The sequence below is a fragment of the Imperialibacter sp. genome (genome assembly GCF_040222385.1).
Taxonomy (GTDB): Bacteria; Bacteroidota; Bacteroidia; order Cytophagales; family Cyclobacteriaceae; genus Imperialibacter.
Map to the genome: position 1 here is coordinate 1 of NZ_JAVKDF010000067.1, position 26,200 is coordinate 26,200.

The 26,200-nt window shown below is 46.2% G+C and carries 22 protein-coding genes and 1 riboswitch; of the genes, 11 read left to right on the plus strand and 11 right to left on the minus strand.

Features of this window, described 5'->3' with window-relative positions; genetic code table 11:
• Positions 1-191 precede the first annotated feature (191 nt).
• A complete protein-coding gene (locus RIG68_RS28465) occupies positions 192-1,157 on the minus strand; it encodes a tyrosine-type recombinase/integrase (RefSeq protein WP_350130384.1) in 966 nt (321 codons plus the stop codon).
• Between the two features lie 37 nt (positions 1,158-1,194).
• Between RIG68_RS28465 and RIG68_RS28470 the strand changes: the two genes are divergently transcribed.
• Positions 1,195-1,608, plus strand: coding sequence for a hypothetical protein (locus RIG68_RS28470; protein ID WP_350072389.1), 414 nt, complete (start codon positions 1,195-1,197; stop codon positions 1,606-1,608).
• Positions 1,609-1,700: 92 nt separating this feature from the next.
• Here RIG68_RS28470 and RIG68_RS28475 read toward each other — a convergent pair whose 3' ends face one another.
• Positions 1,701-2,135, minus strand: a complete 435-nt coding sequence (locus RIG68_RS28475) for an HU family DNA-binding protein (protein ID WP_350130386.1) — start codon at positions 2,133-2,135, stop codon at positions 1,701-1,703.
• A 733-nt stretch (positions 2,136-2,868) separates the two neighbouring features.
• On the minus strand, positions 2,869-4,755 hold the full coding sequence (locus tag RIG68_RS28480; protein WP_350130388.1) for a M1 family metallopeptidase: 1,887 nt from the start codon (positions 4,753-4,755) through the stop codon (positions 2,869-2,871).
• Between the two features lie 63 nt (positions 4,756-4,818).
• Between RIG68_RS28480 and RIG68_RS28485 the strand changes: the two genes are divergently transcribed.
• Entirely contained in the window at positions 4,819-5,484 is a 666-nt protein-coding gene (locus tag RIG68_RS28485; protein WP_350130390.1) for a DNA alkylation repair protein, read from the plus strand.
• A gap of 111 nt (positions 5,485-5,595) precedes the next feature.
• Complete coding sequence (locus RIG68_RS28490; protein ID WP_350130392.1) at positions 5,596-5,949, plus strand: hypothetical protein; 354 nt, start codon at positions 5,596-5,598, stop codon at positions 5,947-5,949.
• Between the two features lie 9 nt (positions 5,950-5,958).
• Here RIG68_RS28490 and RIG68_RS28495 read toward each other — a convergent pair whose 3' ends face one another.
• Genes RIG68_RS28495 through alaS form a run of 3 tightly spaced genes read right to left on the minus strand, consistent with a single transcriptional unit; the run spans position 5,959 to position 11,208 of the window.
• A complete protein-coding gene (locus RIG68_RS28495) occupies positions 5,959-7,068 on the minus strand; it encodes a peroxiredoxin family protein (protein ID WP_350130394.1) in 1,110 nt (369 codons plus the stop codon).
• Between the two features lie 28 nt (positions 7,069-7,096).
• Positions 7,097-8,551 carry an Asp-tRNA(Asn)/Glu-tRNA(Gln) amidotransferase subunit GatB gene (gene gatB / locus RIG68_RS28500; RefSeq protein ID WP_350130396.1) on the minus strand — a complete coding sequence of 485 codons (1,455 nt, stop codon included), beginning with the start codon at positions 8,549-8,551 and terminating at the stop codon, positions 7,097-7,099.
• 14 nt (positions 8,552-8,565) lie between these two features.
• Positions 8,566-11,208, minus strand: coding sequence for an alanine--tRNA ligase (gene alaS / locus RIG68_RS28505; protein WP_350130398.1), 2,643 nt, complete (start codon positions 11,206-11,208; stop codon positions 8,566-8,568).
• 233 nt (positions 11,209-11,441) lie between these two features.
• On the opposite strand from alaS, the gene RIG68_RS28510 reads away from it, so the two are divergent.
• The 5 genes from RIG68_RS28510 (at position 11,442) to RIG68_RS28530 (ending at position 16,277) form a co-directional block, all read left to right on the plus strand.
• Positions 11,442-12,419 (plus strand): M23 family metallopeptidase, encoded by a 978-nt coding sequence (locus RIG68_RS28510; protein WP_152000470.1) that lies wholly within the window; start codon positions 11,442-11,444, stop codon positions 12,417-12,419.
• Positions 12,420-12,558: 139 nt separating this feature from the next.
• The gene (locus RIG68_RS28515; RefSeq protein WP_350130400.1) at positions 12,559-13,755 is read left to right on the plus strand and encodes a CapA family protein; all 1,197 of its coding nucleotides are present in this window, start codon (positions 12,559-12,561) and stop codon (positions 13,753-13,755) included.
• Between the two features lies 1 nt (position 13,756).
• Positions 13,757-14,104: a MerR family transcriptional regulator gene (locus tag RIG68_RS28520; protein WP_152000468.1), complete on the plus strand. Its 348-nt coding sequence runs from the start codon at positions 13,757-13,759 to the stop codon at positions 14,102-14,104.
• Positions 14,101-15,204, plus strand: coding sequence for a DNA-processing protein DprA (gene dprA / locus RIG68_RS28525; protein ID WP_350130402.1), 1,104 nt, complete (start codon positions 14,101-14,103; stop codon positions 15,202-15,204). Before RIG68_RS28520 ends, dprA begins: the two co-directional genes overlap by 4 nt.
• Positions 15,205-15,215: 11 nt before the next feature.
• Positions 15,216-16,277, plus strand: coding sequence for a DnaJ domain-containing protein (locus RIG68_RS28530; RefSeq protein WP_350130404.1), 1,062 nt, complete (start codon positions 15,216-15,218; stop codon positions 16,275-16,277).
• Between the two features lie 2 nt (positions 16,278-16,279).
• On the opposite strand, the gene RIG68_RS28535 is transcribed toward RIG68_RS28530, so the two are convergent.
• The 5 genes from RIG68_RS28535 to RIG68_RS28555 form a co-directional block, all read right to left on the minus strand.
• Positions 16,280-17,131, minus strand: coding sequence for a hydroxymethylglutaryl-CoA lyase (locus tag RIG68_RS28535; protein ID WP_350130405.1), 852 nt, complete (start codon positions 17,129-17,131; stop codon positions 16,280-16,282).
• 82 nt (positions 17,132-17,213) lie between these two features.
• Positions 17,214-18,164: a methylenetetrahydrofolate reductase [NAD(P)H] gene (gene metF, locus RIG68_RS28540; RefSeq protein WP_350072376.1), complete on the minus strand. Its 951-nt coding sequence runs from the start codon at positions 18,162-18,164 to the stop codon at positions 17,214-17,216.
• A 45-nt stretch (positions 18,165-18,209) separates the two neighbouring features.
• Entirely contained in the window at positions 18,210-20,924 is a 2,715-nt protein-coding gene (gene metH / locus RIG68_RS28545) for a methionine synthase (RefSeq protein ID WP_350130407.1), read from the minus strand.
• 38 nt (positions 20,925-20,962) lie between these two features.
• Positions 20,963-21,319, minus strand: a complete 357-nt coding sequence (locus RIG68_RS28550; protein WP_350130409.1) for a four helix bundle protein — start codon at positions 21,317-21,319, stop codon at positions 20,963-20,965.
• 25 nt (positions 21,320-21,344) lie between these two features.
• Positions 21,345-22,355, minus strand: a complete 1,011-nt coding sequence (locus RIG68_RS28555; RefSeq protein WP_350130411.1) for a homocysteine S-methyltransferase family protein — start codon at positions 22,353-22,355, stop codon at positions 21,345-21,347.
• Between the two features lie 103 nt (positions 22,356-22,458).
• Positions 22,459-22,590: riboswitch (SAM riboswitch) on the minus strand.
• A 70-nt stretch (positions 22,591-22,660) separates the two neighbouring features.
• Here RIG68_RS28555 and RIG68_RS28560 point away from each other — a divergent pair.
• From RIG68_RS28560 to RIG68_RS28570, 3 genes are all read left to right on the plus strand, one after another.
• On the plus strand, positions 22,661-24,877 hold the full coding sequence (locus RIG68_RS28560; protein ID WP_350130413.1) for a tetratricopeptide repeat-containing sensor histidine kinase: 2,217 nt from the start codon (positions 22,661-22,663) through the stop codon (positions 24,875-24,877).
• 65 nt (positions 24,878-24,942) lie between these two features.
• Positions 24,943-25,632 carry a hypothetical protein gene (locus tag RIG68_RS28565; RefSeq protein WP_350130415.1) on the plus strand — a complete coding sequence of 230 codons (690 nt, stop codon included), beginning with the start codon at positions 24,943-24,945 and terminating at the stop codon, positions 25,630-25,632.
• The gene (locus RIG68_RS28570; RefSeq protein WP_350130417.1) at positions 25,583-26,185 is read left to right on the plus strand and encodes a response regulator; all 603 of its coding nucleotides are present in this window, start codon (positions 25,583-25,585) and stop codon (positions 26,183-26,185) included. Before RIG68_RS28565 ends, RIG68_RS28570 begins: the two co-directional genes overlap by 50 nt.
• The last annotated feature ends 15 nt before the right edge of the window (positions 26,186-26,200 follow it).

Below are 26,200 nucleotides of genomic sequence, written 5' to 3' on the forward strand. Positions count from 1 at the left end.
TTACTTGCACGGTCTCACCGCTAAGACTTGAAGTTTCATTTCATGCCACAAATGGCTGCTAATCTGACAAGGACAGACCTTACCCCCGAAACCTTGAAATACTGCTGATTTTACGCTCAGAAAGAAGCAATCGAACTTAACAACTGTGCAAGCACAATTGTCTTTATTTCGTATTTAAGTTAATCCCATTTTTATAACGAATCAAGCGGGCTACTGATGTTCGTCAGGTTGGTGTTGCATACGTGGGTGTAAATCTCGGTAGTTTTGCTGCTGCCGTGCCCAAGTAGCTGCTGAATATACCTGAGGTTGGTGCCATTTTCCAGCAGGTGAGTGGCAAATGAATGCCTCAGTGTGTGTACTGTTCCGGGCGCTGTTACGCCCGCCTTCTTTTTGGCCCGGTGAAACACATTCCTGATGCTGGTCACTGAGTATTTCGCATGAGCAGGCCCTTCAAAAAGGTATTGCTTTGGCCTTTCTTTCCGGTAGTAGTTGCGTAGCAAGTCCAGCATTTTAGGCGAAAGCACGCTGAGCCTGTCCTTCTTGCCTTTGGCTCCCCTTATCCAGATCCGCATATTATCCGAATCAATGTCTTTGATTTCTATATCTATCGCTTCAGAAATTCTCAGTCCAGCCGAGTAAATAAGAGTCAGGATTGCTTCATGCTTGATATTGTGGCAATTACTCAAAATAGCTGCCACTTCTTTTTTGCTGAATACAGTCGGTAGCTTCTGCTCTTTCAGGGGGCGCTCAAGGTCATAATACCCGGCGGGCATGCCCATCACTTTTTCAAAGTAAAACTTGATCGCATTGATGCTTTGGTTCTGATAAGAAGAGGATACATTTCTTTCTTTTACCAGCATTGCCTGATAGGCAAGTATGTCTTCCTTCCTTAGCTGCCTGATCGGCATCGGGTACATGGCTTTTAAAAACTCCCGAAACATATAAAAATACGTGCTCAGCGTCGATGCACTGTACCGGCGTATGACCAGCTTTTGTCTGAACAGGGCTAACGCCTCCTGGTATTCCTTTACCACCGGATCGGCCAGCCGGGCAGGTGGCGTGCTGCCGTGGGCTGCCGGATTGTAAACGATAGTTTGTTCAGTTTTCATAGACCTAAATAGAGAGAATATTTCTACCTTAAGTATGTTTGTAAGCATTTATATACGTTTATAAGTATTTATAAAAACACTTATTATGTTAAGTAATAACTGTCAGCACTGTGGAGAAGCACTGGTAGGCAGGTGGGACAAACGATTTTGCGATGCCCAGTGCCGAAATGCCTACCACAACCGTCATAAAGGAGCCCTGGAGAAAAACATTCAGGTAGCCAATAAGCTTATCCGCCGGAATAGAAAAATTCTTTATACGTTGTGCCCAACCGGCAAGGCCACCGTGAGAAAAGACATTCTTGACCAGCTGAAATTCGATTTCAAACTTTTCACCACCATTTACCCTACCCAATCGGGCACTTATTACTTTTCATACGACTATGGGTTTATGCCCATTATTGAGCGTGGGACTATCCAAAAAGTGTTGATCATCCAATGGCAGGAGTACATGACGACGAAACCATTCGACCCATGGAGCCGTGTAGGGGCCAGTGCATAACCCTTGGTCTTCAGGCGGTGGTCAGCACCAGCCTTCTGGTAAAGACCTGATGCACGGCCCTCTTGTGCTGGTTTTGAAATAGCCAAGCTCCCTCACTTCTTCTTGGCATTGGCCACCCCGGCATTTTTCAGCTCAGAGGCGGTGGCCTTTTCGAACCTAAAGTATTTAAGTGCTTGCTTCATAGTGCCGCTTAACCGAATATGCAGTGTGGGCTTTTTGATGTGGTGGCGGGTGACCTTGGTCGGGTCGTCTTCCCCGCTGCATTTGATCTCCAGCCGCACAAAACCCAACTCCCCGAGGTCAACGTGGTTGTGCGTCTCCAGCATATCCACAATCGTTCCCTGTAGGGCGATGATCACCTGCTTCACCGTTGATCGACGGACATTGTACTCTCTTTCCATATGGGTCATCACATCTTCCTCAGTGGCTTTGCGCCTGGGCAGCAACGCCGGGTAGAACCTGTACTGCCCGCCACCAGCTTTTCCGGCTTCGCCCTTAGTAGTCACGTAGTATGGTATTTTTAGCATAGCGTTTTATTTGATGGCTTCAATATACTACCCAAATGCCTGGAAAATAATAGAATTTCATCTGTATAAAATTATTTTTCAGCGGCCAGATCGGTCCGCCGAAGCGGGAATAGCTTCTACCATTACGGAAGGGATATTTTGTCTGTCTGCCGACTTTATTCATCGTTCCACGCCGGTTCCGTTGGGTATGGCATCCCTTATGGCTATTTCATGCAAGTTAAACAGCCCATTGAAAACCCTTCCTGTATCACTTGCTGGCCATAAGCAGCCCCAGAACACATAAAGGCTTCATTGGAAAGTAAATGTGGCTACATTGAGGGTTAGATGTGGCTATATTGGAGCTTCATTAAGGCTATCCTGGAGGTGCAACATAGCTATGTGCGGAGCATTTGCTGCGCAGCAAATTGGTTTTTACTGCGCTTCAGTCAGATGTTTGCTGCGCAGCAAGCAGGACAAAGCTGCGCTGCAAAGAAAAGGGGGTATTTGATACAGAAAGGAACGAATGGCGAAATCTTCCTTCTTTAATATACGAAATTTCCGGTGAAAAGGTGGCTCAGCTTTTACATATTCGCCGTAGCCCCTTAGGCGGACTCAATACCTGGTAAAAGTGGCAATCTGTTTAGTAAGCGTTGTTCCTACTAAGCAGATTGCCACAGGTATTTAATCAGTTTGAAAATTCGGGAATTTCAGCAACGCCTTCTATAGAACACTGATTACCGGCCACTCGATTGTCCTACTTATTAACCTTCTCCCCTTCTGCCTCCACAGCCGAGCGCCAGGGGTAGCTCTGATTCGTTCGGTCAGTGTCGGCCATGCGCTGCGTTGGATCTATCTCCATGTACCTGATGTCCTTCGGCTTCTTTGGAATGCTGAAGGTATAGTACGGATGGGTCCAGGGCCAGTCGGTAAGGATGGTGCGTGGAATGCTCGGGTCATCATGCTCCTTCACACCCCTCATCAAATCCAACGGAATATAAAACAGCTCCTTGCTGCCATCGGCATACTCCACATACAGCTCTATTGGCATCGGCATTTTTTCAATCCTCTCCAGGGTAACGTTTGTTTGCTCTCCCTGCTCCTCCACCGACTTAATGCCATAGTCAATGGTCTTGGTGGAATTCACGAAGTACTCATAATACCAATCCAGCTCCAGGCCGGAGTTTTTTTCCTGAATCCGAACATAGTCATTCATATTGGGGTGCTTCATCTTCCAGGTGTCAAAATACCTGCGCAGGCCCCGCATAAACGTTTCGTGACCAATCACATAGCTCAACTGATGCTGCGAAACAGCCCCCTTCGAGTAAGCCGCAGAACCATAAGCCCTGTTGGTATTGTAATGGTCAGAATGTGTCGACATAGGCTCCTCCAGGCCGCTTTGTGCCAGTGAGAAGTAAGAACGATACGAGCCCTCCAGCGGATTGATGTAATTGCCACCGTTTGGCCCGTCGAAAAGATAGTGCATAGTGATCTGCGTGGCGTAGTCGGTAAAGCCTTCATCCATCCATGGGTACAGCGACTCATTGGTACCCAACACGCCCTGGTACCAGCTGTGCAGGGCTTCATGCACGGTCACGCCCACAAGACTGCGAACTGATCTGTGCCCTGTAATCAACGTTGACATTGGGTACTCCATGCCGCCGTCACCTCCCTGCACCACAGCAAATTTATCATAGGGATATTTGCCAAAGTTCTTGTTCAGAAAGTCGAATGCCTTTGCAGCAATGCCTTGTAATTCTTTCCAGTTTTCAACGAGCGTATCGCCCTGATAAAAGAAATGCAAGGCTGGCCCACCAGGCACCTGAGCCACATCATGCAGATAGTCAGGGTCGGCAGCCCACATAAAGTCATGAACGTTCTGTGCTTTGAACTGCCAGGTCAGCTTGTTGCCCTTCGGTCTTTTGATCGCAGTGCCAGGTTTTGGATAGCCCTTACCTATTTGCTCAGGGTTCTGCAGGTAGCCAGAACCGCCAATCATGTAGGCGGAATCAATCGTGATGTTTACATTAAAATCGCCCCATGGAGCGTAAAACTCTCTGCCTACGTACGGATCGGCATGCCAGCCCTCGTAGTCATATTCGGCCATCTTAGGGTACCATTGAGCCATCGAGTATTCCACGCCTTCCCTGTTATTCCAGCCACTTCTGCGGATCTGCAAAGGCACCTGCCCGTCAAACTCCATATCAAAAGTCACCTTGCTTTTTGGAAGAATGGGTTTGGCAAGGTTCACTTCCAGCACAGTGCCTTCTACAGCATACGAAAGCACTTTGCCATCCTGCTTCAGGCTGTTGATCTTCTGATAGCCAATCTGATCATCTTTCAAATGGTAAATTCTATCCATTACCCGCCTGTCCGGGTCGGCGATTGTGCGGGAGCGAACGTCCATCGAACTTCCCGGCTGAAAAGCATTGAAGTAAAGGTGATAAAAGACTTTCGTGAGGGTGTCAGGAGAGTTGTTGTAATAAACGAGCTTTTGCTTACCCTTGAACTGATGGGCAGATACATCCATGTCAATGTCCATGGTGTACTCTACACGCTGCTGCCACCTGTCTGGTTGAGCAAATACTGCCGTTGTTAAAAGGGTAAAAAGCAGTGCTAAATTTAAGTTTGTAGGTCGAGTCATTGGTTTGATAAAAGGTTATTTTGCCAAAGTAGTAAGTTTAACCAGAAACAGTAACATCAATTTATGGAGACGGTAGAAAGTGTTATTAGTGGTTTGAAATATCTGGCAAACGAGGGGATAAAGAAAGGTGTTGAGCGGTTTGGCATCCCATCCGAAAAAGCGCTGGGCATCAAAACACCTGAGCTCCGCAAAATAGCCAAAACCATCAAAAAGAACCACAGCCTTGCCATGCAGCTTTGGCAAACCGACATTCATGAAGCAAAAGTGCTGGCCAGCATGGTTGGCGACCCGAAACAAATGACTACGGAACAAATGGATGCATGGGTGGCAGACATGTATTCCTGGGATCTGTGCGACCAGTGCTGCGGCAACCTATTCGTATATACTCCTTTCTGGAAGAGCAAAGTGAACGAATGGATTCCCTCCGAGCATGAATTTACCCGAAGGGCAGGCATTGTGCTAATAGCCGAAGCCACCATGCACCAAAAGAACAACGTAACCGACGACGAGCTGCGCTTGATGCTCCAAAAGGCAGCTGCGGTAGCCAACGACCCCCGGAATTTCATAAAAAAAGCAATAAGCTGGGCAATGAGGCAGGTGGGGAAGAAAAGGCCTTACCTAACTGCCGAGGTGATTGAATTGGCAAGGAAGCTCCAGGCCACAGATGACAAGACCAGCAAGTGGATTGCCAGTGATGTGATTCGGGAGTTGGAAAAGAGGCGACCTTGAATGATCCGTCTGGCAAAAAATAAGCTCATTGGTGTGTTATGAAAGGCCAGTTTGAAACAAATGGCAAAAAAAAAGTTATTTTTATACTGAGTGGATAATGAAAGACTAAACATGCGAGTCAATCAAATAGAAGAACAGTTGAGTAACACCTTGAAAGCCATTGATAAGCTTACCGCTGATATTGACGCATTGAAAGACTACGCCGTTGAAAATAAAAAGGTGGTAAATGGAATCTTCAAAAAGCTCGACGATCGGGGCGAAAGAATGGACAAGGTGCTTTTAAGAATGGAAAAAGAGGAAAAGAACAGGAAGTCCGAGTTGGAAAACGAGCGAAAGCAAAGACAAGCTGAATTGGATGCTCAAAACGAGCGTTTCATGAATGCTTTGAACGAGGATAGAAAATTAAGAATGGAAGAACTGGCCATCATGAATCGGCGGCTTGAGTTCCTTGAAAGCAAAGCATGAACTTCGCAATCACCCAAAAATCTCCTCAAGCTTCCGCTCCAGCGACTCCCCTCTTAAGTTTTTGGCAATGATCGTTCCGTCAGGGCCAATCAAATAAGTAGCAGGAATAGCATTGATTTGATAGGTGGCAGCGGCTTCCGAATTAAAGTAGTTCAGGTCAGATACGTGCTTCCAGGTGAGGCCATCGTCTTCAATTGCCTTTAGCCACGCATCCTTCCTTCTGTCCAGTGAAACGCCCAGTATTTCGAAGCCCTTGTCCTTGTACCTGTTATAAGAAGCCACCACATTAGGGTTTTCCTGGCGGCAGGGCTTGCACCAGGCAGCCCAAAAATCTACCAGCACGTATTTTCCTCTTAGCGATGACAACGCAATTGATTCGCCATCTGGATTTGGCAGGTTAATTTCCGGAGCCATTGCCCCCACGGCCAACGCCCTCATATTATCCACCCTGGTCACCAGCTCTTTGGTAAAACGGGAATCGGGCAGCCCATTCTGAAACCTGGTGGCCAGGCTATCGAAAAAAGGAAACTGCGCCTCGGCGTCCATGTAATTCAAGGCAAATATGGCCGACACCGAGTTATCCATCGACCAGATTAGCTTTTTCATGTTTTTACTAAAGCTGGCTTCGATGTCAATATACTGCTCCCGTATTTTATTAGCCGTCTCAATATCACCCGACATCATGGCCTGGCTGTAATCATTGTTAATCATCTGCACATCCGACTGAAACTTGGCATTCAGCTTACCGGCAGCTTCAAAGTATTCCGTGTCCTTTGAGCCAGTCACAGTGAATGGAGCTTGAGGGGAATAAGCTTCCACCTCTATATAAACATCGCTTTTGTCCAGCACCAAAGGAACTACCTGCTTGCCATAGAAGTTGATGCGGAGGAAGGAAGGTTCAGTGATTTGAACGTAGGTCTCAAATGTGCTGTCGGCTGCCAATGTGAGCGTATCGATAGGGTCAATTCCCTCGAGACCCAGCATTTCTAGCTGAATGATGCCTGTTTCTTGTGGGAATTTTACTTTTCCAGCAATCTTCAACCCATCCTGACTTGTGCCCTCAGAACACGAGGTAATAAGTAAAACTCCTGCTAATACTACGACAAGATACTTTATCATCTTTCTGTTTTTTTCTCTAACAAGACTTCTAAGCCAATGATTCAACCAAAAGTTGGTTAGTTAGTTTCGGATCAGCCTTTCCATTGGTTTTTTTCATCACCTCACCCATAAACATGCCAAGCAGTCCCTTTTTCCCACTTTTGTACATGGCCACTTTATCAGCATTTTGAGCGAGTACTTCATTTATCACAGGCATCAGCACATCGCTGTCCGACTCCTGCACCAGGTTCATGTCATGCGCAATGTCGTGAGGTGCCTTGCCCGTTTTTATCACCTCCGGAAAGATATTCTGGCAGGCCACAGTGTAGCTCACCGTTCCCTTTTCCACCAGATTGACCAGATCGGCCAGCATAGCACCTGTGAGCGAAAGCTTGCGCAGGGATGTGCCATTTTCCTTCAGGTAACTCTTAATCGGCCCCATTAGCCAGTTACTCACTTGCTTATAGCACGTGGTATGGGCCACCGTTTCTTCAAAAAGATGAGCGAAGTCTCTCTTTTCGGTGATCACCAGTGCATCGTAAGCAGGCAAACCGTATTTTTGAGTAAAGTCGTCGTAGTATTGGCGGGGCAGCTTGGCCATCTTTTTGCGGATGTCGTCAAGCATGGTGTCGTCCACAACAAATGGCGCCAGATCAGGCTCCGGGAAGTAGCGGTAATCGTTGAGCTCCTCTTTCATCCGCATGCCGTAGGTCTGGTTCTTCTCAGGGTCAAACAGCCTTGTTTCGGAAATGATAGCCTTACCCTGTAGTGTCAGATTCGTCTGCCTTTCAATTTCTACCTCAATCGCCTTCTGCACATACCTGATGCTGTTGAGGTTTTTTACTTCTACTTTGTTACCCAGTGTGGTCACACCTTTTTTACGAATCGACACGTTGGCATCGCAGCGCAGTGAGCCTTCCTCCATATGACCGTCAGAAATACCCAGGAAACGCACCATCTTCCTGATCTCAGTAAGAAAGGCACCGGCATCCTGCGATGAGGTAATCATGGGATCAGTCACTATCTCTATCAAAGGCACACCAGCCCGGTTGTAGTCCACGGCCGAAATATCCTTACCATCGACGTGCATCAATTTGCCCGCATCTTCCTCCATGTGGATCTTATGAAGCGTGATCTTTTTCGGCGTGTTGGTATCGAAACCAATTTCTACGTAGCCTCCTTTGCAAATCGGTGTCTTGTCCTGCGTCACCTGGTATCCCTTTGGAAGGTCGGGGTAGAAGTAGTTCTTTCTGTCAAAGAAATTGTATCGCCCAATTTCACTGTGGCAGGCGAGCCCCATTTCAATGGCGTACTCCAGTGCCTTTTTATTCAGCTTAGGCATGCTGCCCGGATGCCCCAGGCTAATCACATGGATGTGCTGATTGGGTTCTGAACCAAACTTATTGGCATCCGGTGAAAACACCTTGCTTTTAGTCTGCAGTTGCACATGCACTTCCAGTCCAATAACGGCCTCAAAGCTATTCTTGTCCTTCAAATCACTCATTAGATGCACTTCGGTTAAGCAAGAGAGCTCAAATTAAGCGCTTTTGCCAGTAAATCATTTGCTTTTTCCACCACTTTGGGCAATCCGTTAATGTCTTTTCCTCCTGCAGTAGCGAAAAACGGTTGTCCGCCTCCACCACCTTGTATTTCTCTGGCCAGGTCACGCACGATGAGCCCGGCATTTAATCCAAATTTTTCCACGAGCGAATCGTCGAACATCACAGCTACCTGAGGCTTGCCGTCAATATTCGCTGCCAGCACCATGGCCAGCGATGGCAGCTCATTTCTCAGCTCGTATGCCAGCTTTTTCAGGCCATCAGCATCAGGCAAAGTCACCTCCGCCACCAGCAAGCTGATGCCATCAATTGTCTTCACGTCCGTAAGCAAGTCCTGCTTCACGCCCTGCGACGCTTTTAAGCGATATCCTTCAAGCTCCTTTGTGAGGTTTTGCTTCTCTTCCAGTAGCTGCGCCACAGCCTTGGCCAGGTCTTTCGGGTTCTTGAGCAATTCCTTCATTTCGTTCACCAGCATGTCCTGCTCGATCATTAGAGACTCCGCCTTATCGGCCGTCACTGCCTCGATGCGTCGCACACCAGCAGCCACACTGCTTTCAGAAACGATTTTGAGAAAACCGATCTGGCCAGTGGCACGCACGTGAGTGCCTCCACACAATTCTACCGAATAGTGTGGATCAAAGGTAATGACCCGCACAAACTCACCATATTTCTCACCAAACAACGCCATGGCTCCTAACTGTTTGGCTTCAGCGATGGGCACATTGCGTCGCTCATTCAGCGCTATGTTTTCTCTTATTTTTCTGTTGGTAATGGCCTCCACTTCCCTGATTTCTTCATCGGTCATTTTTGCAAAATGAGAGAAGTCGAACCGAAGTACGTCGGGAGAAACCAAAGATCCTTTCTGCTGCACATGCGTGCCGAGCACCTGCCTGAGTGCTGCATGCAGCAAGTGAGTTGCACTGTGGTTATTCTCCGTTAGTGTTCTCTTATAACCATCTACTTTTGCCTGTAATGGCAATGATGGGTCTTTGGGTAGCTCGGAAACGAAGTGGATAATCAGGTCATTCTCTTTTTTCGTGTCCAGCACCTTTATTTTCTGATCGCCAGAAATAAGCAGTCCTTTGTCACCCACCTGTCCGCCACTTTCGGCATAAAACGGTGTGTTGTCAAGCACAAGCTGAAACAACTTATTTCCTTTGTCTTCTATTTCTCTGTATTTTACTACCTGGGCGGTAGATTCCAGGTTGTCGTAGCCAATAAAGCCAAGCTCTTCGTCCTGCTTCACCTCTACCCAATCGCCTGTAGATACTTTCGACGATTTCTTCGACCGGTCTTTCTGCTGCTGCATTTCCGTTTGGAAACCAGCTTCATCCACCGTCAATCCATTTTCTCTGGCGATCAATGCCGTTAGGTCAAGTGGAAACCCGTAAGTGTCGTAAAGCTCGAAAGCAACAGCACCGCTGATTTCATTCCCCTTCAGCGACTGCTTAATCACCTCGATCCGCTTGAGCCCCTTGTCAAGTGTGCGCAGGAAAGATGTTTCTTCCTCAAAAATTACTTTGGCAATAAAATCCTTTTGCCCAACCAGCTCAGGAAAAACACCAGCAAACTGATCGGAAAGCACCGGCACCAAAGTATGGAGAAACGGCTCATTAAACTTCAGGAAGGTATAACCGTAGCGCACTGCCCTTCTCAAAATTCTTCTTATCACATAGCCAGCCTTTACATTAGAAGGCAGCTGCCCGTCAGCAATAGCGAACGAAATAGCCCTGATGTGATCGGAAATCACCCTCATGGCAATGTCCGTCTTTTCATCGTCGCCATACGCCACGCCTGCCTTTTCGGACAGCACAGCGATCATTGGCTGGAAGACGTCGGTATCGTAGTTTGATTTTTTGCCCTGCAAAGCCATCACAAGCCTTTCGAAGCCCATGCCGGTATCCACATGCTTGGCTGGCAGCGACTTAAGGCTTCCGTCCGATACCCTGTTGAACTGAATAAATACAAGATTCCAGATTTCTACCACCTGAGGATGCCCCATATTAACCATCTCTCTGCCAGGCACCTTCGCTATTTCAGCGGCATCTCTTAAGTCGATGTGTAATTCAGAACAAGGGCCGCAAGGGCCTGTATCACCCATTTCCCAGAAATTGTCTTTCTTCGAGCCATCCAGCACCCTATCGGCAGGCAAATGAGCATTCCATAGGTCAAATGCCTCATTGTCTTTCTCTAAGTTTTCTGATTCATCTCCACCAAACACCGTCGCATACAACCTGTCCTTGGGCAGCTTATACACTTCCGTGAGCAGCTCCCATGCCCAGTTAATCGCATCTTTTTTGAAATAATCCCCAAAAGACCAGTTGCCAAGCATTTCGAACATGGTGTGGTGGTAGGTATCCAACCCCACTTCCTCCAGATCGTTGTGTTTTCCTGACACTCTCAGACATTTCTGTGTGTCAGCTATTCGCTTTACCTGCGCTTCCTTATTGCCAAGAAAGTAGTCTTTGAACTGATTCATACCCGCATTGGTAAACATCAATGTAGGGTCGTTTTGAACTACCATGGGGGCGGAAGGCACTACTTTATGGCCTTTGCTTTCAAAAAATTGAAGGAACTTCTGTCTTATCTCTGCTGCTGTCATTTGAATAAAACGGTCTGATAAACTGTAGCATCTTAGAATTGTACAGTTTACTTATCAATAACTAAAGGGGTTTATGCTGCTTTCAAACTTACCGGAGGTTGGGAAATATCCAGAATATGTTTAAAAATTCTTATATTGCGCCTGAATTATAACGGAATTCAGAATTTTCCGTAAAAGCGATGAGATTCGCTTATATAGAAGCAAAGTTACAATAAAAGACTAACTGTCAACCTATGGCTAGGATAAAATATTACTACGACACCGAAACATGCAAATATGAGCGTGTGAAGGTCAGCTCCTGGGATATTTTCCTTAATCTTCTAGGCTTCTTTACTGTCTCCCTCATTTTGGCTATAGGCATTCTTTTGGGCTACAACACCTATTTTGACTCCCCCAAAGAAGCCCTTCTCAAGAAAGAGAATGAAGAGCTTAATATGTACTATGAGCTTCTCAAGAAGGACATGAATGACACTCAGGAGATGCTCGCCTCACTTCAAAATAGGGACGATCAGATTTACCGTGTTATTTTTGAAGCAGAGCCTATCCCGTCGTCGATAAGAGAAGCGGGGGTTGGAGGGGCAAACCGTTACAAGGACATGATAGAGTCTGACCTTCAGCGTGAAGAATTGATTGTAGAGTCGTTTAAAAAACTCGACAAGCTGAAGAAGCAGATGTACATTCAAACCAAGTCGTTTGATGAAATCATGAAGCTGGCTAAGAATAAAGAAGAACTTTGGGCTGCCACGCCTGCTATTCAGCCAATATCCAACAAAGAGTTAAAGCGCCTTGCTTCAGGTTATGGAATAAGAATTGATCCCATCCTGAAAACGTCTAAAATGCACGCAGGTGTTGACTTTTCTGCAGAGAGAGGCACACCCATTTATGCCACCGGAGACGGTGTAGTAAAATCTGTACGATATGACTTTGGCGGATACGGCAAGTATGTGGTTATAGACCATGGCTTTGGCTACGAAACCTTATACGGCCACATGGACTTACAAAACGTGAAAGTAGGTCAGAAGGTCAAAAGAGGTGAGACGATCGGTTTTGTTGGAAGCACCGGAAAGTCTACTGCTCCTCATGTGCACTATGAAGTGCATATTAATGGCAAGGCCACCGACCCTGTTCACTACTTCTTCCAGGGAGTTACCCCTGAAGAATATGAAGAAATACTCAGACTTGCTTCTGTTGAAAACCAATCACTTGGATAAAAAGAGTTGAATCTGAACATGAAGGCAGCTTTCCTGGAAGGCTGCCTTTTTTGTGTCAATAAATTGTGGATAAATTTCATGTGAATTGAAAAGCCACTTCCACCTTGATACTCTATTTTTGTGCCACACCATCCAAACCATGTTCAAGCAATCAGGGTTCATACTACTATTGTCGTTAGCTGCCTTTTCCTGCAAAACCAGCAGGGTGGTATCTACTGTCGGCAATACCCCTAGCCCCGTGGTGAAAGACACTGTTGCTCTCCCTCTGCCTGCTCCGGTGTATATTACAATGGAAGGCGATACGCTCATTAAATTAGGAGAAGAGGTCGCCCTGGAGGTGTTTGAGGTAGTACCCGACACATTGACCGTCATTGGCGTTGGCGACATTATGCTGGGGACGGAATACCCTTCGAAGGAATACTTACCACCAGCAAATGGTAGTATGCTTTTGAGCGATGTAGAACACATCCTCAAGGAGGCAGATATTACGTTTGGTAACTACGAAGGAGTGCTTATTGACGAAGAAGGCACCCCCAAAGAATGTAACAACCCAAAGCTCTGCTATCTTTTCAAAACGCCGGAACACTATGCAGTCCATTTGAAAGAAGCTGGCTTCGATGTAATGAGCCTGGCCAACAACCACGCCGGTGATTTTGGACCGGAGGGGCGAAAAAGCTCCATCGAAGTGCTCACAGGGTTGGGCATAGCCGTAGCGGGCACTCAATCAACCCCTTATACCATCTTTGAAGCTAAAAAAACTAAAATAGGCTTTGCTGCCTTTGCCCCCAACACGGGCACCATCAGCATTCACGACTACGCCAGGGCCAGAGAGATTGTTCAACACCTCGACTCCATGTGTCAGATAGTAATTGTTTCGTTTCATGCAGGTGGTGAGGGGCCAGAATTTCAGCACGTTACCCGGAAAAGGGAATCATTTGTGGGCGAGGACAGAGGCAATGTATATGAATTTGCCCGGTTGGTTATAGATGCTGGTGCCGACATCGTTTTTGGTCACGGCCCGCATGTAACCAGGGCAGTGGATCTTTACGAGGGGAAATTTATAGCCTACAGTATGGGCAATTTTTGTACCTATCGCCGGTTTAATCTTAAGGGTCCTAATGGTATCGCTCCCATCGTAAAACTATGGGTAAATGGACAAGGTGATTTCCTTCAGGGCCAAATTTACTCCACTCACCAGCTAGGGTCTGGAGGGCCGCTTGTCGACGATAATCAGAAAGTGCTTCGTAAAATAAAAGAGCTAACCTTACAGGACTTTCCTGATACAGCATTGGAAATTTTAGATGATGGTTTGATCACTTTTAAAATCAATAATTAACGTGCCATACAAAGAAAAAGAGATCGAGAAAAAATACTACACCATCGGCGAGGTGGCTGATATGATGGATGTAGCCACTTCCCTGATTCGGTTTTGGGAGACTGAATTCGACATCATCAAACCCAAGAAAAACCGAAAGGGAAACAGGCAGTTTACCAAAGAAGACCTGGAAAACGTAAAACTTATCTACCATCTGGTAAAAGAAAAGGGCTATACCCTGCAGGGAGCACGTGATTTTTTGAAAACAAATGCAAAAAAAGCGAAGGATACACTGGAAATGATTGATGGATTGAAGAATGTCAGGTCTTTCCTCGTTAAATTAAGAGGCGAGTTAGAACAGAAAGATTGACAGAAGAAAAGTTATATCAGTTAGCCCTCCAATTGGTTCCGGGAGTTGGGCCCCGCATGGCACGCATGCTCATCAGTCATCTGGGATCAGCCTCTTCTATTTTTAAAACACCGAAAGGGAAACTTAAGAAGATCAACGGTATTGGAGAGAAAACCGCTGAAGCACTGATTCAGGCTGACTTTTTAAAGGAGGCCGAGAAAGTACTGGAGCGTTGCGGAAAGCAAGATACCGAAGCCATATTTTTTACGGATGAGACCTATCCTGAAAGACTGAAGCATATTTACGATGCCCCCTTGATTATTTTCAAGAAGGGGGTTGGAACACTTGACACGGCGAAGGCAGTGGCTATTGTTGGCACAAGAAGCGCCACCGATTATGGCAGGGAAGTTACCCGTGAAATTATTCAGTCGCTTATTCCATACAATCCACTTATCGTAAGTGGCCTTGCCTACGGCATTGACATAGAAGCTCACAGGGCAGCGCTTGACAATGGCCTTCCCACATTTGGCGTAATGGCCTCTGGCACCGACGTCATTTATCCCTCGGTTCATAAACACACAGCACTCAAAATGCTCGAAAAAGGGGGATTGGTGACAGAATATGCGCCTGGCACCAAGCCTGAAGCTTCCTTCTTTCCGGCAAGAAACAGGATCATTGCCGGCCTGGCCGAGGCCGTGATAGTAGTAGAAGCTGCCAGCCGGGGGGGTGCACTCATCACAGCGGAAATTGCCAATTCCTACGACAGGGAAGTACTCGCTATTCCCGGCAACCTTGGCAATAGTTTTTCAGAGGGATGCAATAAACTTATAGAACAACAGAAAGCCCATATCTATACATCAGCGGAAAGCCTTGCTTCTCTGCTCAATTGGGACCTTGCTTCATCAACAAAAAAGAAGACCGCTACCAAGCCACCTGCCCTGAGCGAAATGGCGTCCAAAATATGGGATTCGCTGGAGAAACAGCCCAATGGCATCCATTTGGACACTTTGAGCTGGAACACGCAAATACCGATTCATCAATTGGCCTCCGAATTACTAAATTTGGAGTTTGAGGGTTTTGTGAAGTCCCTCCCTGGAAAGCAATTTAAACTTATCAGGTAATCAGGGTAAAAATGGCAGACCATTATCAGGTTTTAGGTGTTCAGTACGGTGCCACGCAAGTGCAAATAAAGGCTGCTTACCGGAGATTGGCACTCAAATACCACCCTGACAGAAACCCGGGGAACCCAGATGCCGAGGAGAGGTTTAAGCAAGTAGTGGAGGCTTACCAGGTACTCACAAGCACTGGAGCTACGTTTACATACGAGCAATTCAGCCCACCAAAACCACCACCCTCATCCAGTTCCCCAAGAGATCGTGACCCTTATTTTAAAAGGAACAAAGCACGGGCGCGGAAGCCGCCGGAACCTGTGGTCTTCTCCCGGCGCACAAAAATCATGGTGAGCTTATTCATGGTGCTTTTGATTGGGCTGGTGATCTGCATTCCACTTTCCATGCAGGTGTATGCGTCTATTTATTACTATAACGAAGCAAAAGAGCTTTACGCAGAGAAGAAGTGGTTCCCGGCATTAAAACAACTTGACTTTGCTTACAGAAGTGTTGGCGTACGAAACCTGGAAACCGCCAGGATGGCGACCATTCTGTCCTCCGAAAAACTGAAGTTCTTTAATGGTTCTTTGCCACACATCAGCAAAGGGCTCCGCTATTCCGAAACGGCAGCAGACAGTGCTTTCTTCTACCTGAAAAAAGGCATTGCACTTAAAAATTCATCGAAGTTTGATGAGGCTGACAGCGCTTTTTACAACGCTTTGATGAAACAACCAAACTGGGACAGCGCCTACTACTACCTGGGTGAGGTCAGCACATTTGGCAAACAAGACTATGAAAGTGGCCTAAGGCACTTCTCCCATGCCCTTGAAATCAACCCCGACTATTCTGACTGCTTTATGGGCCGGGGCTATTGTCATTATCAACTCAAAAACTTCGATATTGCTGTTCTTGACTTCAACTCATTTCTCAAATACTCCAGCAAAGACAGAGGCACTGGCTTCTACCTCAGGGGAATGGCCCTGCTTGAAACTGAGTACCCCCAGCTTGCCTGTCGGGACTTTTTGGAGGCAGAAAAGCTTGGATCAAAGGGCGGGAAGGATGCCTGGCTAAAATTCTGCCAGTAAAACTATTGGTTGGCAAAAACCACCGAAGCCAATTTTAAGCATTTCAAAAACTGATCCTCCTTTAACCCTGTTTGAATAGAGCGGTCACCACAAAAGCTTACAATTTGTTCAGTAGCAATATTCCCTACGAGCTCATCCTCCGCCATGGGACAACCGCCATAGCCATTGATAGCCCCATCCATTCGTCTGCACCCGGCCTGATACACAGCTTCTATCTTCTCCCAGGCTGATTCTCTGGTAGAATGTAAGTGAGCGCCAAACTCGATATGAGGAAAAGCTGGAATGACCTCTTCAAGTAAGGCTATAATATTGGCGGGTGTAGAAACACCTACAGTGTCTGACAAGGAAATAATCTTAATTTCCATCGCATCGAGTCTGTTCACAAACTCAGTTACGAGAGCTGGTTCGTAAGGGTCACCATAAGGATTGCCAAAGCCCATAGACAGGTAGACCACCAACACTTTGTTGTGTTTGACACAAAGGTTTTGAATCCCCTGAACAATAGCCAGCGCCTCAGCGATGCTCTTATTTGTGTTTTTCTGTTGGAAGGTTTCCGAGAGGGAAAGAGGAAAGCCCAGGTAGCTTATTTCCTTATGCAGGCAAGCCTCCTCGGCACCTCTCAGGTTGGCAACGATGGCCAATAACTTGGTCGAGGATTCGGAAAGGTCAAGTTGTGAAAGCACTTCTACAGTATCCCTCATTTGCGGAATAGCTTTGGGAGAAACAAAACTCCCAAAATCTATCGTATCAAAGCCTACCTTCAGTAATTGATTGATGTAGTCAACCTTGCTTTGCGTGGGAATAAAGCTTTCCCAGCCTTGCATAGCATCCCTCGGGCATTCAATAATCTTCATGGTTTCTTCGCTATTTCCTCTGCTACCTAACAGAAAAGGCTCTTCAGCAGCAATCTAACCATATCAACACTCTCCTCCTATCCTAAAACAAGGCAGAAGCGATGTCCTTCACCGACTCCGCACGGCTCATGGTGTAGTAGTGCAGCACCGGCACTCCTCCAGCCATCAGTTCCTTGGACTGATTAATACACCATTCAATACCAACAGTTTTAGCGGCTTTATTGTCTTTGCATTTTTCAAGCTCATTTACCAGGTCGTTGGGTAAGTTGATGAAAAACGACCTCGGCAATGCGGTCATTTGACGGACAGAGGTAATCGGCTTGAGACCAGGAATAATTGGCACGGTAATGCCCTCCTCTCTGCACTTTTTCTCAAAAGCAAAAAACTCGTTGTTGTCAAAAAACATTTGAGTAACAATATACTGCGCTCCCATTTCTACTTTTCGCTTCAGATGTCGAATGTCCGTCGACAGGTTTGGCGCTTCGAAATGTTTTTCAGGGTACCCCGCCACCCCAATACAAAAATTGGTGTGGTTGCCTTCAGTTTCTTCGTGCAGATAGCGACCATTGTTCATATTGATGACCTGCTCCAGCAGTTCCGACGCATACTTGTGTCCATTGGGATCGGCTACAAAAGCTCCCTCCGACTTAATTGGGTCGCCCCTTAGCACCAACACATTATCGATCCCAAGAAAGTCAAGGTCAATAAGTGCGTCCTCAGTTTCATCTTTACTGAAACCTCCACAAATAATATGAGGAACTGCGTCAATTTTAAACCTATTAATAATTGCAGCGCAAATGCCGACAGTGCCGGGTCTTTTTCTGATCGTCACCTTTTCCAAAAGCCCGTCCTGGCGTTTTTTGTACATGTACTCCTCCCTGTGGTAAGTTACATCTACAAAAGGAGGCTTAAACTCCATCAAGGGTTCTATGGTGTCGATTATTGCCTGCATGCTCTGCCCTTTTAGCGGAGGCAAAATCTCGAAAGAGAACAGGGTTTTCTTAGCGTTGTTGATATGGTCTACTACTTTCATTTTTCGAATATTGCAGCACTTCGAATTAGTCTGAAGTGTTTTTGATTAAATATTGTAATTGAGATTTGGCGCCAACCATTTTTCCATGTCTTCCAAAGAAAAGCCTTTGCGCTGTGCATATTCCTCTACCTGATCCTTTTCTACTTTACCCAAACCAAAGTACTTCGAATCAGGATGTGAGAAGTAAAAACCGCTTACCGCCGCCGCCGGGTACATAGCAAAAGACTCTGTAAGGATGATGCCTGTCTTCTTTTCCACATCGAGCAGATCAAACAGAAGCCTTTTTTCAGTATGGTCGGGGCAGGCTGGGTAACCCGGCGCCGGACGAATGCCAGCATAATCCTCCTTGATGAGCCGTTCGGTATCAAGTTTTTCATCCGGTGAATAGCCCCACAGCTCCTTCCTCACTTTCTCATGAAGCAATTCTGCAAAAGCCTCAGCCAATCGATCAGCAAGGGCTTTGGCCATGATGCTATTGTAGTCATCCTGATCGGCTTCGTACTTTTTGACAATAACATCGAGCCCGTCGCCCGCTGTAACAGCGAACCCACCCATATAGTCTTGCTTGCCGGTTTCTGCCGGTGCAACAAAATCAGCCAGGCTCAGGTTAGGCACCGTTGCTGCCTTTTTGCCCTGCTGGCGAAGAAAATGGAACGTGGTAAGTTCCTTTCCTGACTCATCTAATATCCTTACATCTTCATGATCAACTGCAGAGGCTGGAAACAAGCCAACAATACCATGGGCTTTGAGAGAGCGGCTGGCTATGATCTCGTCTAGCATGGCGTTGGCATCGTTGTAAAGCTTTCTGGCCTCCTCACCTACTACTTCATTGTCAAAAATAGTCGGATACTTTCCCTTCAACATCCAGGTAGAGAAAAACGGTGTCCAGTCGATATAGGGTCTGATCTCTTCCAGAGAATAGTCATTAAACACACTAACGCCCAGTGCATTTGGCTTCTTCGGCGTAAAATCGTCCCAATTGACGGGTGCCTTTTTCGTTCTTGCTTCGGCTATTGAAATGTAATTTTTCTCTTTTTGCTTGCCAGCATGGTCTATTCTGGCTTCATCGTATTCATTGCGAATCCTGGCAGCAAAGGCCTCTCTGGTATCAGGACTGATCAACTCACTGGCAACGGGCACACTCTTAGATGCATCGAGCACGTGAACCACCGGGCCAGAATAATTCGGGGCTATTTTTACCGCTGTGTGAATGCGGGATGTGGTGGCACCTCCAATCAGCAAAGGTGTTTTCATCCCCAGCCTTTCCATCTCTTTGGCTACATGCACCATTTCGTCGAGTGATGGTGTAATCAACCCGCTGAGGCCAATCACATCGGCTTTTTCACGCACGGCGGCTTCCAGGATTTTTTCGGCAGGCACCATCACACCCAGGTCGACGATATCAAAGTTGTTACAAGCCAGCACCACGCCAACTATGTTTTTGCCGATGTCATGAACGTCGCCCTTCACCGTTGCAAGAAGTATTTTTGCGTTGGAGGAGGTATTTCCAGTTCTTCTTTTCTCTTCTTCCATAAAAGGAATGAGGTGGGCGACTGATTTTTTCATCACCCGGGCACTCTTCACCACCTGGGGCAGAAACATCTTACCTTCGCCGAACAAGTCACCAACTATGTTCATGCCTGCCATCAACGGGCCTTCAATCACCTTCAAAGGACTTTCGTATTTTATTCTGGCCTCTTCCGTGTCCTCAATTACAAATTCCACAATGCCTTTGACCAGCGCATGGCTCAGCCTTTCTTCTACACTCCCTTTGCGCCATGCATCGTCGACCACCTTTACCTTGCCTTTAGACTTTACAGTCTCAGCAAATTCGAGCAACCGTTCCGTGGCGTCGGGTCGCCGATTGAGGATTACGTCCTCCACTCTTTCCAGAAGGTCTTTCTGTATTTCGTCGTACACTTCTATTTGGCCGGCATTCACAATTCCCATGTCCAGACCGTGTTTGATACCGTAGTACAAAAAGACTGTGTGCATGGCCTCCCTTACGGGGTCATTGCCCCTGAATGAGAAGGATACGTTACTAATACCACCGCTCACTCTCGCATGAGGAAGGTTCTCTTTGATCCATTTGGTTGCTCTGAAAAAATCGAGGGAATTGTTGTTGTGCTCGTCCATGCCGGTAGCGACAGGAAACACATTGGGGTCGAAAATGATATCTTCAGGCGGAAAATTAATTTTATCGACCAAAAGGCGGTAACACCGCTCGCAAATTTCGATGCGGCGCTCGTAGGAGTCGGCCTGACCATCCTCATCAAAAGCCATTATCACCACGGCGGCACCATACCGTTTCACCTTCTTTGCCTGCTCAAGAAACTCTTCCTCACCGGCTTTCAAGCTGATGGAGTTAACAATACCCTTGCCTTGCAAGCATTTTAACCCGGCTTCGATGATGTGCCACTTAGACGAGTCGATCATGAAGGGCACTCTGGCAATCTCCGGCTCGGCAGCCAGCAGGTTGATGAAGGTCACCATGGCCTTTTCGCCATCAAGCATGCCTTCATCCATATTGATATCAACGATTTGAGCACCGTTCTGTACTTGCTCCAGGGCTATGCTCACGGCCTCTTCGTAGTTACCCTCCAGGATCAGTCTTGCGAATTTCTTGCTACCGGTTACGTTGGTACGCTCGCCAATATTTACAAAGTTTGTATCCTTATTAATAATGAGGGGCTCTAGTCCACTGAGCTTGAGGGGGCGAGGGGTATTAGCTGTTGGCTGTTGGCTATTAAATATTGACACGTTTTTATCTTTTTCTTCTTTGTAAATTTTTAATATTACTACCCTTTTATCTTTGTAATTAGGCTGTTGATTCTCCTTTGGAGTGTAGAAAGGCTTTTGAACAAAGAGTCAATATCGAATTCTCCTGTAAGCAATTTCAGTCTAAAGATTAAAAGCAGTTGAGTCTCAAGCTCGAAGGAAGAACCAAGCGATATTTCAAGAAATCTAGCAAAATCCAGTTGGCTCTTGCGACTACACCCCTCGGCTATGTTGGACGGAATAGATACTGCACATCGAGTTATCTGACTATAAAGGTTAAATCTTTCGGAGCCTGGCAATTTCTCTGCTAATAAATACTCTTTCTCAGCTAAGTTCATGGAGTCTACCCAAATGTCAAGGGTTCTGAAATTTCTCATCTTTCCTACAATTTGAAGCCAATAGCTAATTACTAACAGCCAATGGCGAGCCCACCTTCCTTGGCTTATACTTCGCTGCCGTTTCTGAAATCAGTTTGATGTGATCTGGTGTGGTGCCACAACAACCGCCGATAACATTGATCATGCCCTCCTTCAAAAACTCCTCTATTTGCGCAGCCATTTGCTCAGGCGTCTGGTCGTACTCGCCAAACTCATTCGGCAAACCGGCGTTAGGGTGTGCACTTACATTGAAATTTGACTTCTCTGACATAATCTGCAGATAAGGTCTTAGCTGAGACGCTCCAAGTGCGCAATTAAGGCCCACACTCATCAGTGGCATATGCTCCATCGAAATTAAAAATGCTTCGGTTGTTTGCCCCGACAGCGTGCGACCACTGGCGTCAGTAATGGTGCCGGACACCATAATAGGAAGCCTCACGCCTCTTTCCTCAAACACATCTTCGATGGCAAAAAGCGCCGCCTTGGCATTCAGCGTATCGAAAATTGTTTCTACGAGAATAATATCAACGCCGCCGTCCATCAATGCACGCAACTGCTCTTTGTAAGCATCCTTCAGTCCATCGAAATCGATGGCTCGGTAACCGGGATTGTTTACATCCGGCGACAGCGAAGCGGTTCTGTTGGTTGGCCCTATAGAGCCAGCCACGAACCTTGGTTTTGAGGGATCAAGAGCGGTTGCTTCGTCGGCAGCTTCCCTGGCAAGCCTTGCTCCCTGGAAGTTGATGTCATATACCAGGTGCTCCAAAGCATAGTCGGCCTGAGCGATGGATGTACCGGTAAAGGTGTTAGTTTCGGCTATGTCCGCTCCTGCCTCGAAGTATTTTTTATGGATCGCCTTGATAACATCCGGCCTCGTGATATTGAGCAAATCACTGTTTCCCTTCAGAGGGATATGATGATCCTTGAGAGCCTCATTCCTGAAATCTTTTTCTTCCAGGTTGTAGCGCTGAATCATGGTACCCATGGCACCGTCAAGCACAAGAATTCTTTCCTTTAAGATCTCTTCTATATTCATAAAAGTGTTTTTGTTTTGGTTTGAAATATTCCAGCGAAAGCATAGAACACTTTACCAGCCACATTAATTCTCTTATCAGGAAAGGTATCCAAAGGAAGGACTACGCTTATCTGTCCTGGATAAATAATGCTTTACACATTACATTCTCCAAGTGGGAGTTGGCACCTATTCCCCAGGGAGGTGGAAGGTTGCCAAGACTTCAAAGGGCCCATCCCTCAGTCTTTCTTGATAAGAGGTGCAAATATACCACAATTGGCATAACTAAAAATATTTGCATATTTAAACTGAGCTTAAATTTTGACGATATGCGCAACCAGCTGATCATTCTAATTATTTCGATTTCATTTTTGCTAACCCGTTCACTATCTGCTAAAAGCCAGACCCTTACACCACTTGATTCTTTAAAGGCAGCTCTATCACAGGCCTCTTCCGCCGAAGTTAAGTCGGACTTGTACAATTCCCTTTTTATAGAAACCATCAAATTTTCACCAGATGAGGCAAAAATTTATGCGCAACTCCAAATCAACTTAGCCGGAAAAGAATCATTGAACAAAGGCCTCGCACAGGGGCTCAACAACCTCTCAGTATATTATAACAGTCAGGGAAAATTAGACTCGGCGAGCTATTTTATAGAACAAACGATTCTCGCCTACCAAAAAACAAAAGACCTCAGCGGCCTTGGAGGTGCCTACCTGAACCTCGGTAACCTGAACAGGCAAAGTGGGGACTTTCCTGCTGCCATCTCCGCTTACAAAAAGGCATCCAGCTATTTTTCTCAAGCCGGAGAAACGAGCAAATATGCCTCAGCTATAAACGGAATAGGCAACGCCAAAAGAAACCTTGGAGAGTTGGATTCGGCCTTGTTCTTTTACAAAACAGCTCTCGATGTTACCGATACCGCCACACTTCAGGCAATTGCTCTTATGAATATTGGAAATGTGCTGGCGCAAAAAGGCGAATATGAAGAGGCCGTGGAGTATCACTTGAAATCGGTTAAAATAAAAGAGGAGTTAAACGACCGGAGAGGCCTGATGTCTTCTTACATCAACATGGGAGTAATTTATTCGAGGCTCGAGCAATTTGACAAATCGGAAGCATCGTACCACAGGGCTATCAAAGAGTCTGAAGCCATGGGCATCAAGCAAAGCACGGCAATGGCGTACAACAACATCGGCACCAACAAAGCCCGGCGAAAAGACTTCGACTCCGCTGCTTTTTATTTCAAAAAATCTCTCGATATCAGAAAAACACTAGGAAACCGAATGGAAATCGGAATGTCGGAGAATAATCTTGGCAACGTGTACCGTGATTTAGGCAACCTGGATAGCGCACTTCATTATCATGAATTGGCTCTGCAAAGCAAATTGGAAGCTAACGACAAATACGGCATCCCTTCGGCCTACTACAATACTGGCTCCATACTGTCACTTCTTGGCCGTGCAGAAGCTGAAGAATACATACTGAAAGGGTACAATTTGGCTAAAGACGTGAGCCCTGTATTGGAGGAAGAGGCCGCTAAAACATTGTTCGATCACTACCAGGCCAGAAAAGACTACAAAGCTGCCCTCGACATCCAAACCAGGTTAATAGCCCTGAAAGACACTTTGAGAAGTGAAGAAACAAAAAAAAGGATTGAAGAACTGGAGAAGAAATATGAATCGGAGAAGAAAGACAACGAAATAGCCCTGCTGGCCAAAGACAATGAGCTCCAGGCACAAAAAATAGCTCAAACGGAGACGGAGAGAATCATCTACATCATTAGCGTTATTTTCATCGTTGGCTGGGGTGTTGGCTTCTTTTACCTCCAGCGAAAGAAACACCAGGCAGATCTTTTTCTGGCCGAAAAGGAAAAACTTGTGTTCGATCAAAAAATCAAACAGCTGCTGAAGGAATCTGAAATCACCCGAATAGAGTCACTACTAAAGGGCCAGGAAGAAGAACGGAAGCGAATGGCAAGAGAGCTTCACGATGGGCTGGGTGGCATGCTAGCGGCCCTTAAAATCAGCTTGCAAAGCGAAACAAAAGGCAGCTCGGCCAATAATCGAGCTGTGATGCTCGCAGAAAAATCGGCTGATGAGGTTCGGAAGATATCTCACAATTTGATGGCCGGAGCTCTTCAGAAATACGGTTTAGTAGAAGCGCTCAGGGACATGAGCCGCCAGGTAGAAGAAAGCACAAACTTAAAGCTAAGCTTCTATTGTGACCGGGATGAATACATGTTGAACCCAGAAGCAGAAACGCACCTGTTCAGGATGCTGCAAGAAATTATTAGCAACTGTCTGAAGCATGCAAAGGCTGGTGAATTAAATATTCAGATTCATCAGGAGACTGACATCATGCACATCACCACCGAAGATGATGGCGTCGGATTTGATCCCAACAAGGTAGTGAACGGTATTGGCACCGACAATATCAGGGATCGGGCAGAAGCACTGCATGCTAAACTTTCTGTGGAGTCGTCAAAAGGTCGAGGGTGCACTTATTTTATCGAGGTGCCAATTGTGATCAATCAACTAACTTAAAATTACCCGTTTTAGGGTATTTATTTCTTTTGCCAAAAGCGTGTAATTGACGGAAAATTACACGTATGAATTTCGTGATTATTGCTGTGTTCGGTTTGCTGATTGGCGGCTACACTTACCTGCTAACAAGCGGCTTACGGCTAAGAAGAGAGCTTGAATCTTTAAAAAAGAGCTCACAGCCCAGCCTTAAGCAGCATGCAGTAGTGCCGCCTAGAAAAAACTTCGTCGAGGACGTTTATCAATTGACAACTCATAAAAATAACCCTGACCTCCCCTCTCTTCCAACCCCAGGCATTACCCTTCCTCCATTGGAAACAACTCTTAGCAAGCTTATCACTGACAAATTCATCGACCACCTATCGCTGTATGTGACTCAGTTCAATCTCAAGAATAAAAAAAGTATAGAACTAACCATCATAAAAGGGCAATGCAATTTATCGTTTAAAGATAGTCTGTTACTTCTAACGAGTGTTCATTCGTTGGTGAGTAACAGCAGTCACAACGAGGCCGGGCGAACAAGTCTCTTCGTGCTGGCTACAACTCCCTTTCAACTCTCGATGACTACCTCGGGCATGAGAGTGAATGAATCTTCCATTTATTCTTTGGTTGTTGAAGAAATACAGCAATCTTCATCACTTGAAATCATTTCTCACGAAACAACCCACTCGGGTGAACGGTTAGTGATTGGCGTGAATGAGACAAAGGATGAGGATAGTAATAGCCGACGACCACGAAATTTTCAGAGAAAGTATTAGTTCTCTTCTGACCGAAAAGGGCGGCTACGAGGTACTTGCCACTTGCAAAAATGGGCTAGAGGTGCTGAAGGCAGTCGAGGAACTGCAACCTGACCTGGTGCTAATGGATGTAAAAATGCCTGCCATCGACGGTATAAAGGCGACTGAATCTATCAAAAAGGACTTCCCTTCAATTAAAGTGCTTGCATTAAGCATGTCGGACGACCCGGCAGACATTGCGGGAATGATAGAGGCTGGAGCTGATGGCTATATTTTGAAAACTGCCGACGTAAAAGATTTCATGCAGGCAGTGACACTGATTGCAGACGGCAAAAGATACTTTCCTGCACAAACATTAAAGATGCCATCTGGTCACAGAGAGGGCATTTTACTTAGCAAACGAGAAATTGAAATCGTGCGCCTTATCGCTATGGAATACAGTGCCGAAGAAATTGCCACTCAGCTTTTTATCTCCCACCTGACAGTCGAAAAGCATAAAAACAACATCCGCCGCAAGCTGAACACTACCACAGTTGGCTTGGTTAAATTTGCCATCAGAGAAGGTATAATTTAACCCGGCAATGCTTCC

What these genes read in the sequence shown, in the direction of transcription:
- RIG68_RS28465 (WP_350130384.1), bottom strand. Translation starts at nt 1,157, where the DNA reads ATGCTTACAAACATACTTAAGGTAGAAATATTCTCTCTATTTAGGTCT.
- RIG68_RS28470 (WP_350072389.1), top strand. Translation starts at nt 1,195, where the DNA reads ATGTTAAGTAATAACTGTCAGCACTGTGGAGAAGCACTGGTAGGCAGG.
- RIG68_RS28475 (WP_350130386.1), bottom strand. Translation starts at nt 2,135, where the DNA reads ATGCTAAAAATACCATACTACGTGACTACTAAGGGCGAAGCCGGAAAA.
- RIG68_RS28480 (WP_350130388.1), bottom strand. Translation starts at nt 4,755, where the DNA reads ATGACTCGACCTACAAACTTAAATTTAGCACTGCTTTTTACCCTTTTA.
- RIG68_RS28485 (WP_350130390.1), top strand. Translation starts at nt 4,819, where the DNA reads ATGGAGACGGTAGAAAGTGTTATTAGTGGTTTGAAATATCTGGCAAAC.
- RIG68_RS28490 (WP_350130392.1), top strand. Translation starts at nt 5,596, where the DNA reads ATGCGAGTCAATCAAATAGAAGAACAGTTGAGTAACACCTTGAAAGCC.
- RIG68_RS28495 (WP_350130394.1), bottom strand. Translation starts at nt 7,068, where the DNA reads ATGATAAAGTATCTTGTCGTAGTATTAGCAGGAGTTTTACTTATTACC.
- gatB (WP_350130396.1), bottom strand. Translation starts at nt 8,551, where the DNA reads ATGAGTGATTTGAAGGACAAGAATAGCTTTGAGGCCGTTATTGGACTG.
- alaS (WP_350130398.1), bottom strand. Translation starts at nt 11,208, where the DNA reads ATGACAGCAGCAGAGATAAGACAGAAGTTCCTTCAATTTTTTGAAAGC.
- RIG68_RS28510 (WP_152000470.1), top strand. Translation starts at nt 11,442, where the DNA reads ATGGCTAGGATAAAATATTACTACGACACCGAAACATGCAAATATGAG.
- RIG68_RS28515 (WP_350130400.1), top strand. Translation starts at nt 12,559, where the DNA reads ATGTTCAAGCAATCAGGGTTCATACTACTATTGTCGTTAGCTGCCTTT.
- RIG68_RS28530 (WP_350130404.1), top strand. Translation starts at nt 15,216, where the DNA reads ATGGCAGACCATTATCAGGTTTTAGGTGTTCAGTACGGTGCCACGCAA.
- RIG68_RS28535 (WP_350130405.1), bottom strand. Translation starts at nt 17,131, where the DNA reads ATGAAGATTATTGAATGCCCGAGGGATGCTATGCAAGGCTGGGAAAGC.
- metF (WP_350072376.1), bottom strand. Translation starts at nt 18,164, where the DNA reads ATGAAAGTAGTAGACCATATCAACAACGCTAAGAAAACCCTGTTCTCT.
- RIG68_RS28550 (WP_350130409.1), bottom strand. Translation starts at nt 21,319, where the DNA reads ATGAGAAATTTCAGAACCCTTGACATTTGGGTAGACTCCATGAACTTA.
- RIG68_RS28555 (WP_350130411.1), bottom strand. Translation starts at nt 22,355, where the DNA reads ATGAATATAGAAGAGATCTTAAAGGAAAGAATTCTTGTGCTTGACGGT.
- RIG68_RS28560 (WP_350130413.1), top strand. Translation starts at nt 22,661, where the DNA reads ATGCGCAACCAGCTGATCATTCTAATTATTTCGATTTCATTTTTGCTA.
- RIG68_RS28565 (WP_350130415.1), top strand. Translation starts at nt 24,943, where the DNA reads ATGAATTTCGTGATTATTGCTGTGTTCGGTTTGCTGATTGGCGGCTAC.
- RIG68_RS28570 (WP_350130417.1), top strand. Translation starts at nt 25,583, where the DNA reads ATGAGGATAGTAATAGCCGACGACCACGAAATTTTCAGAGAAAGTATT.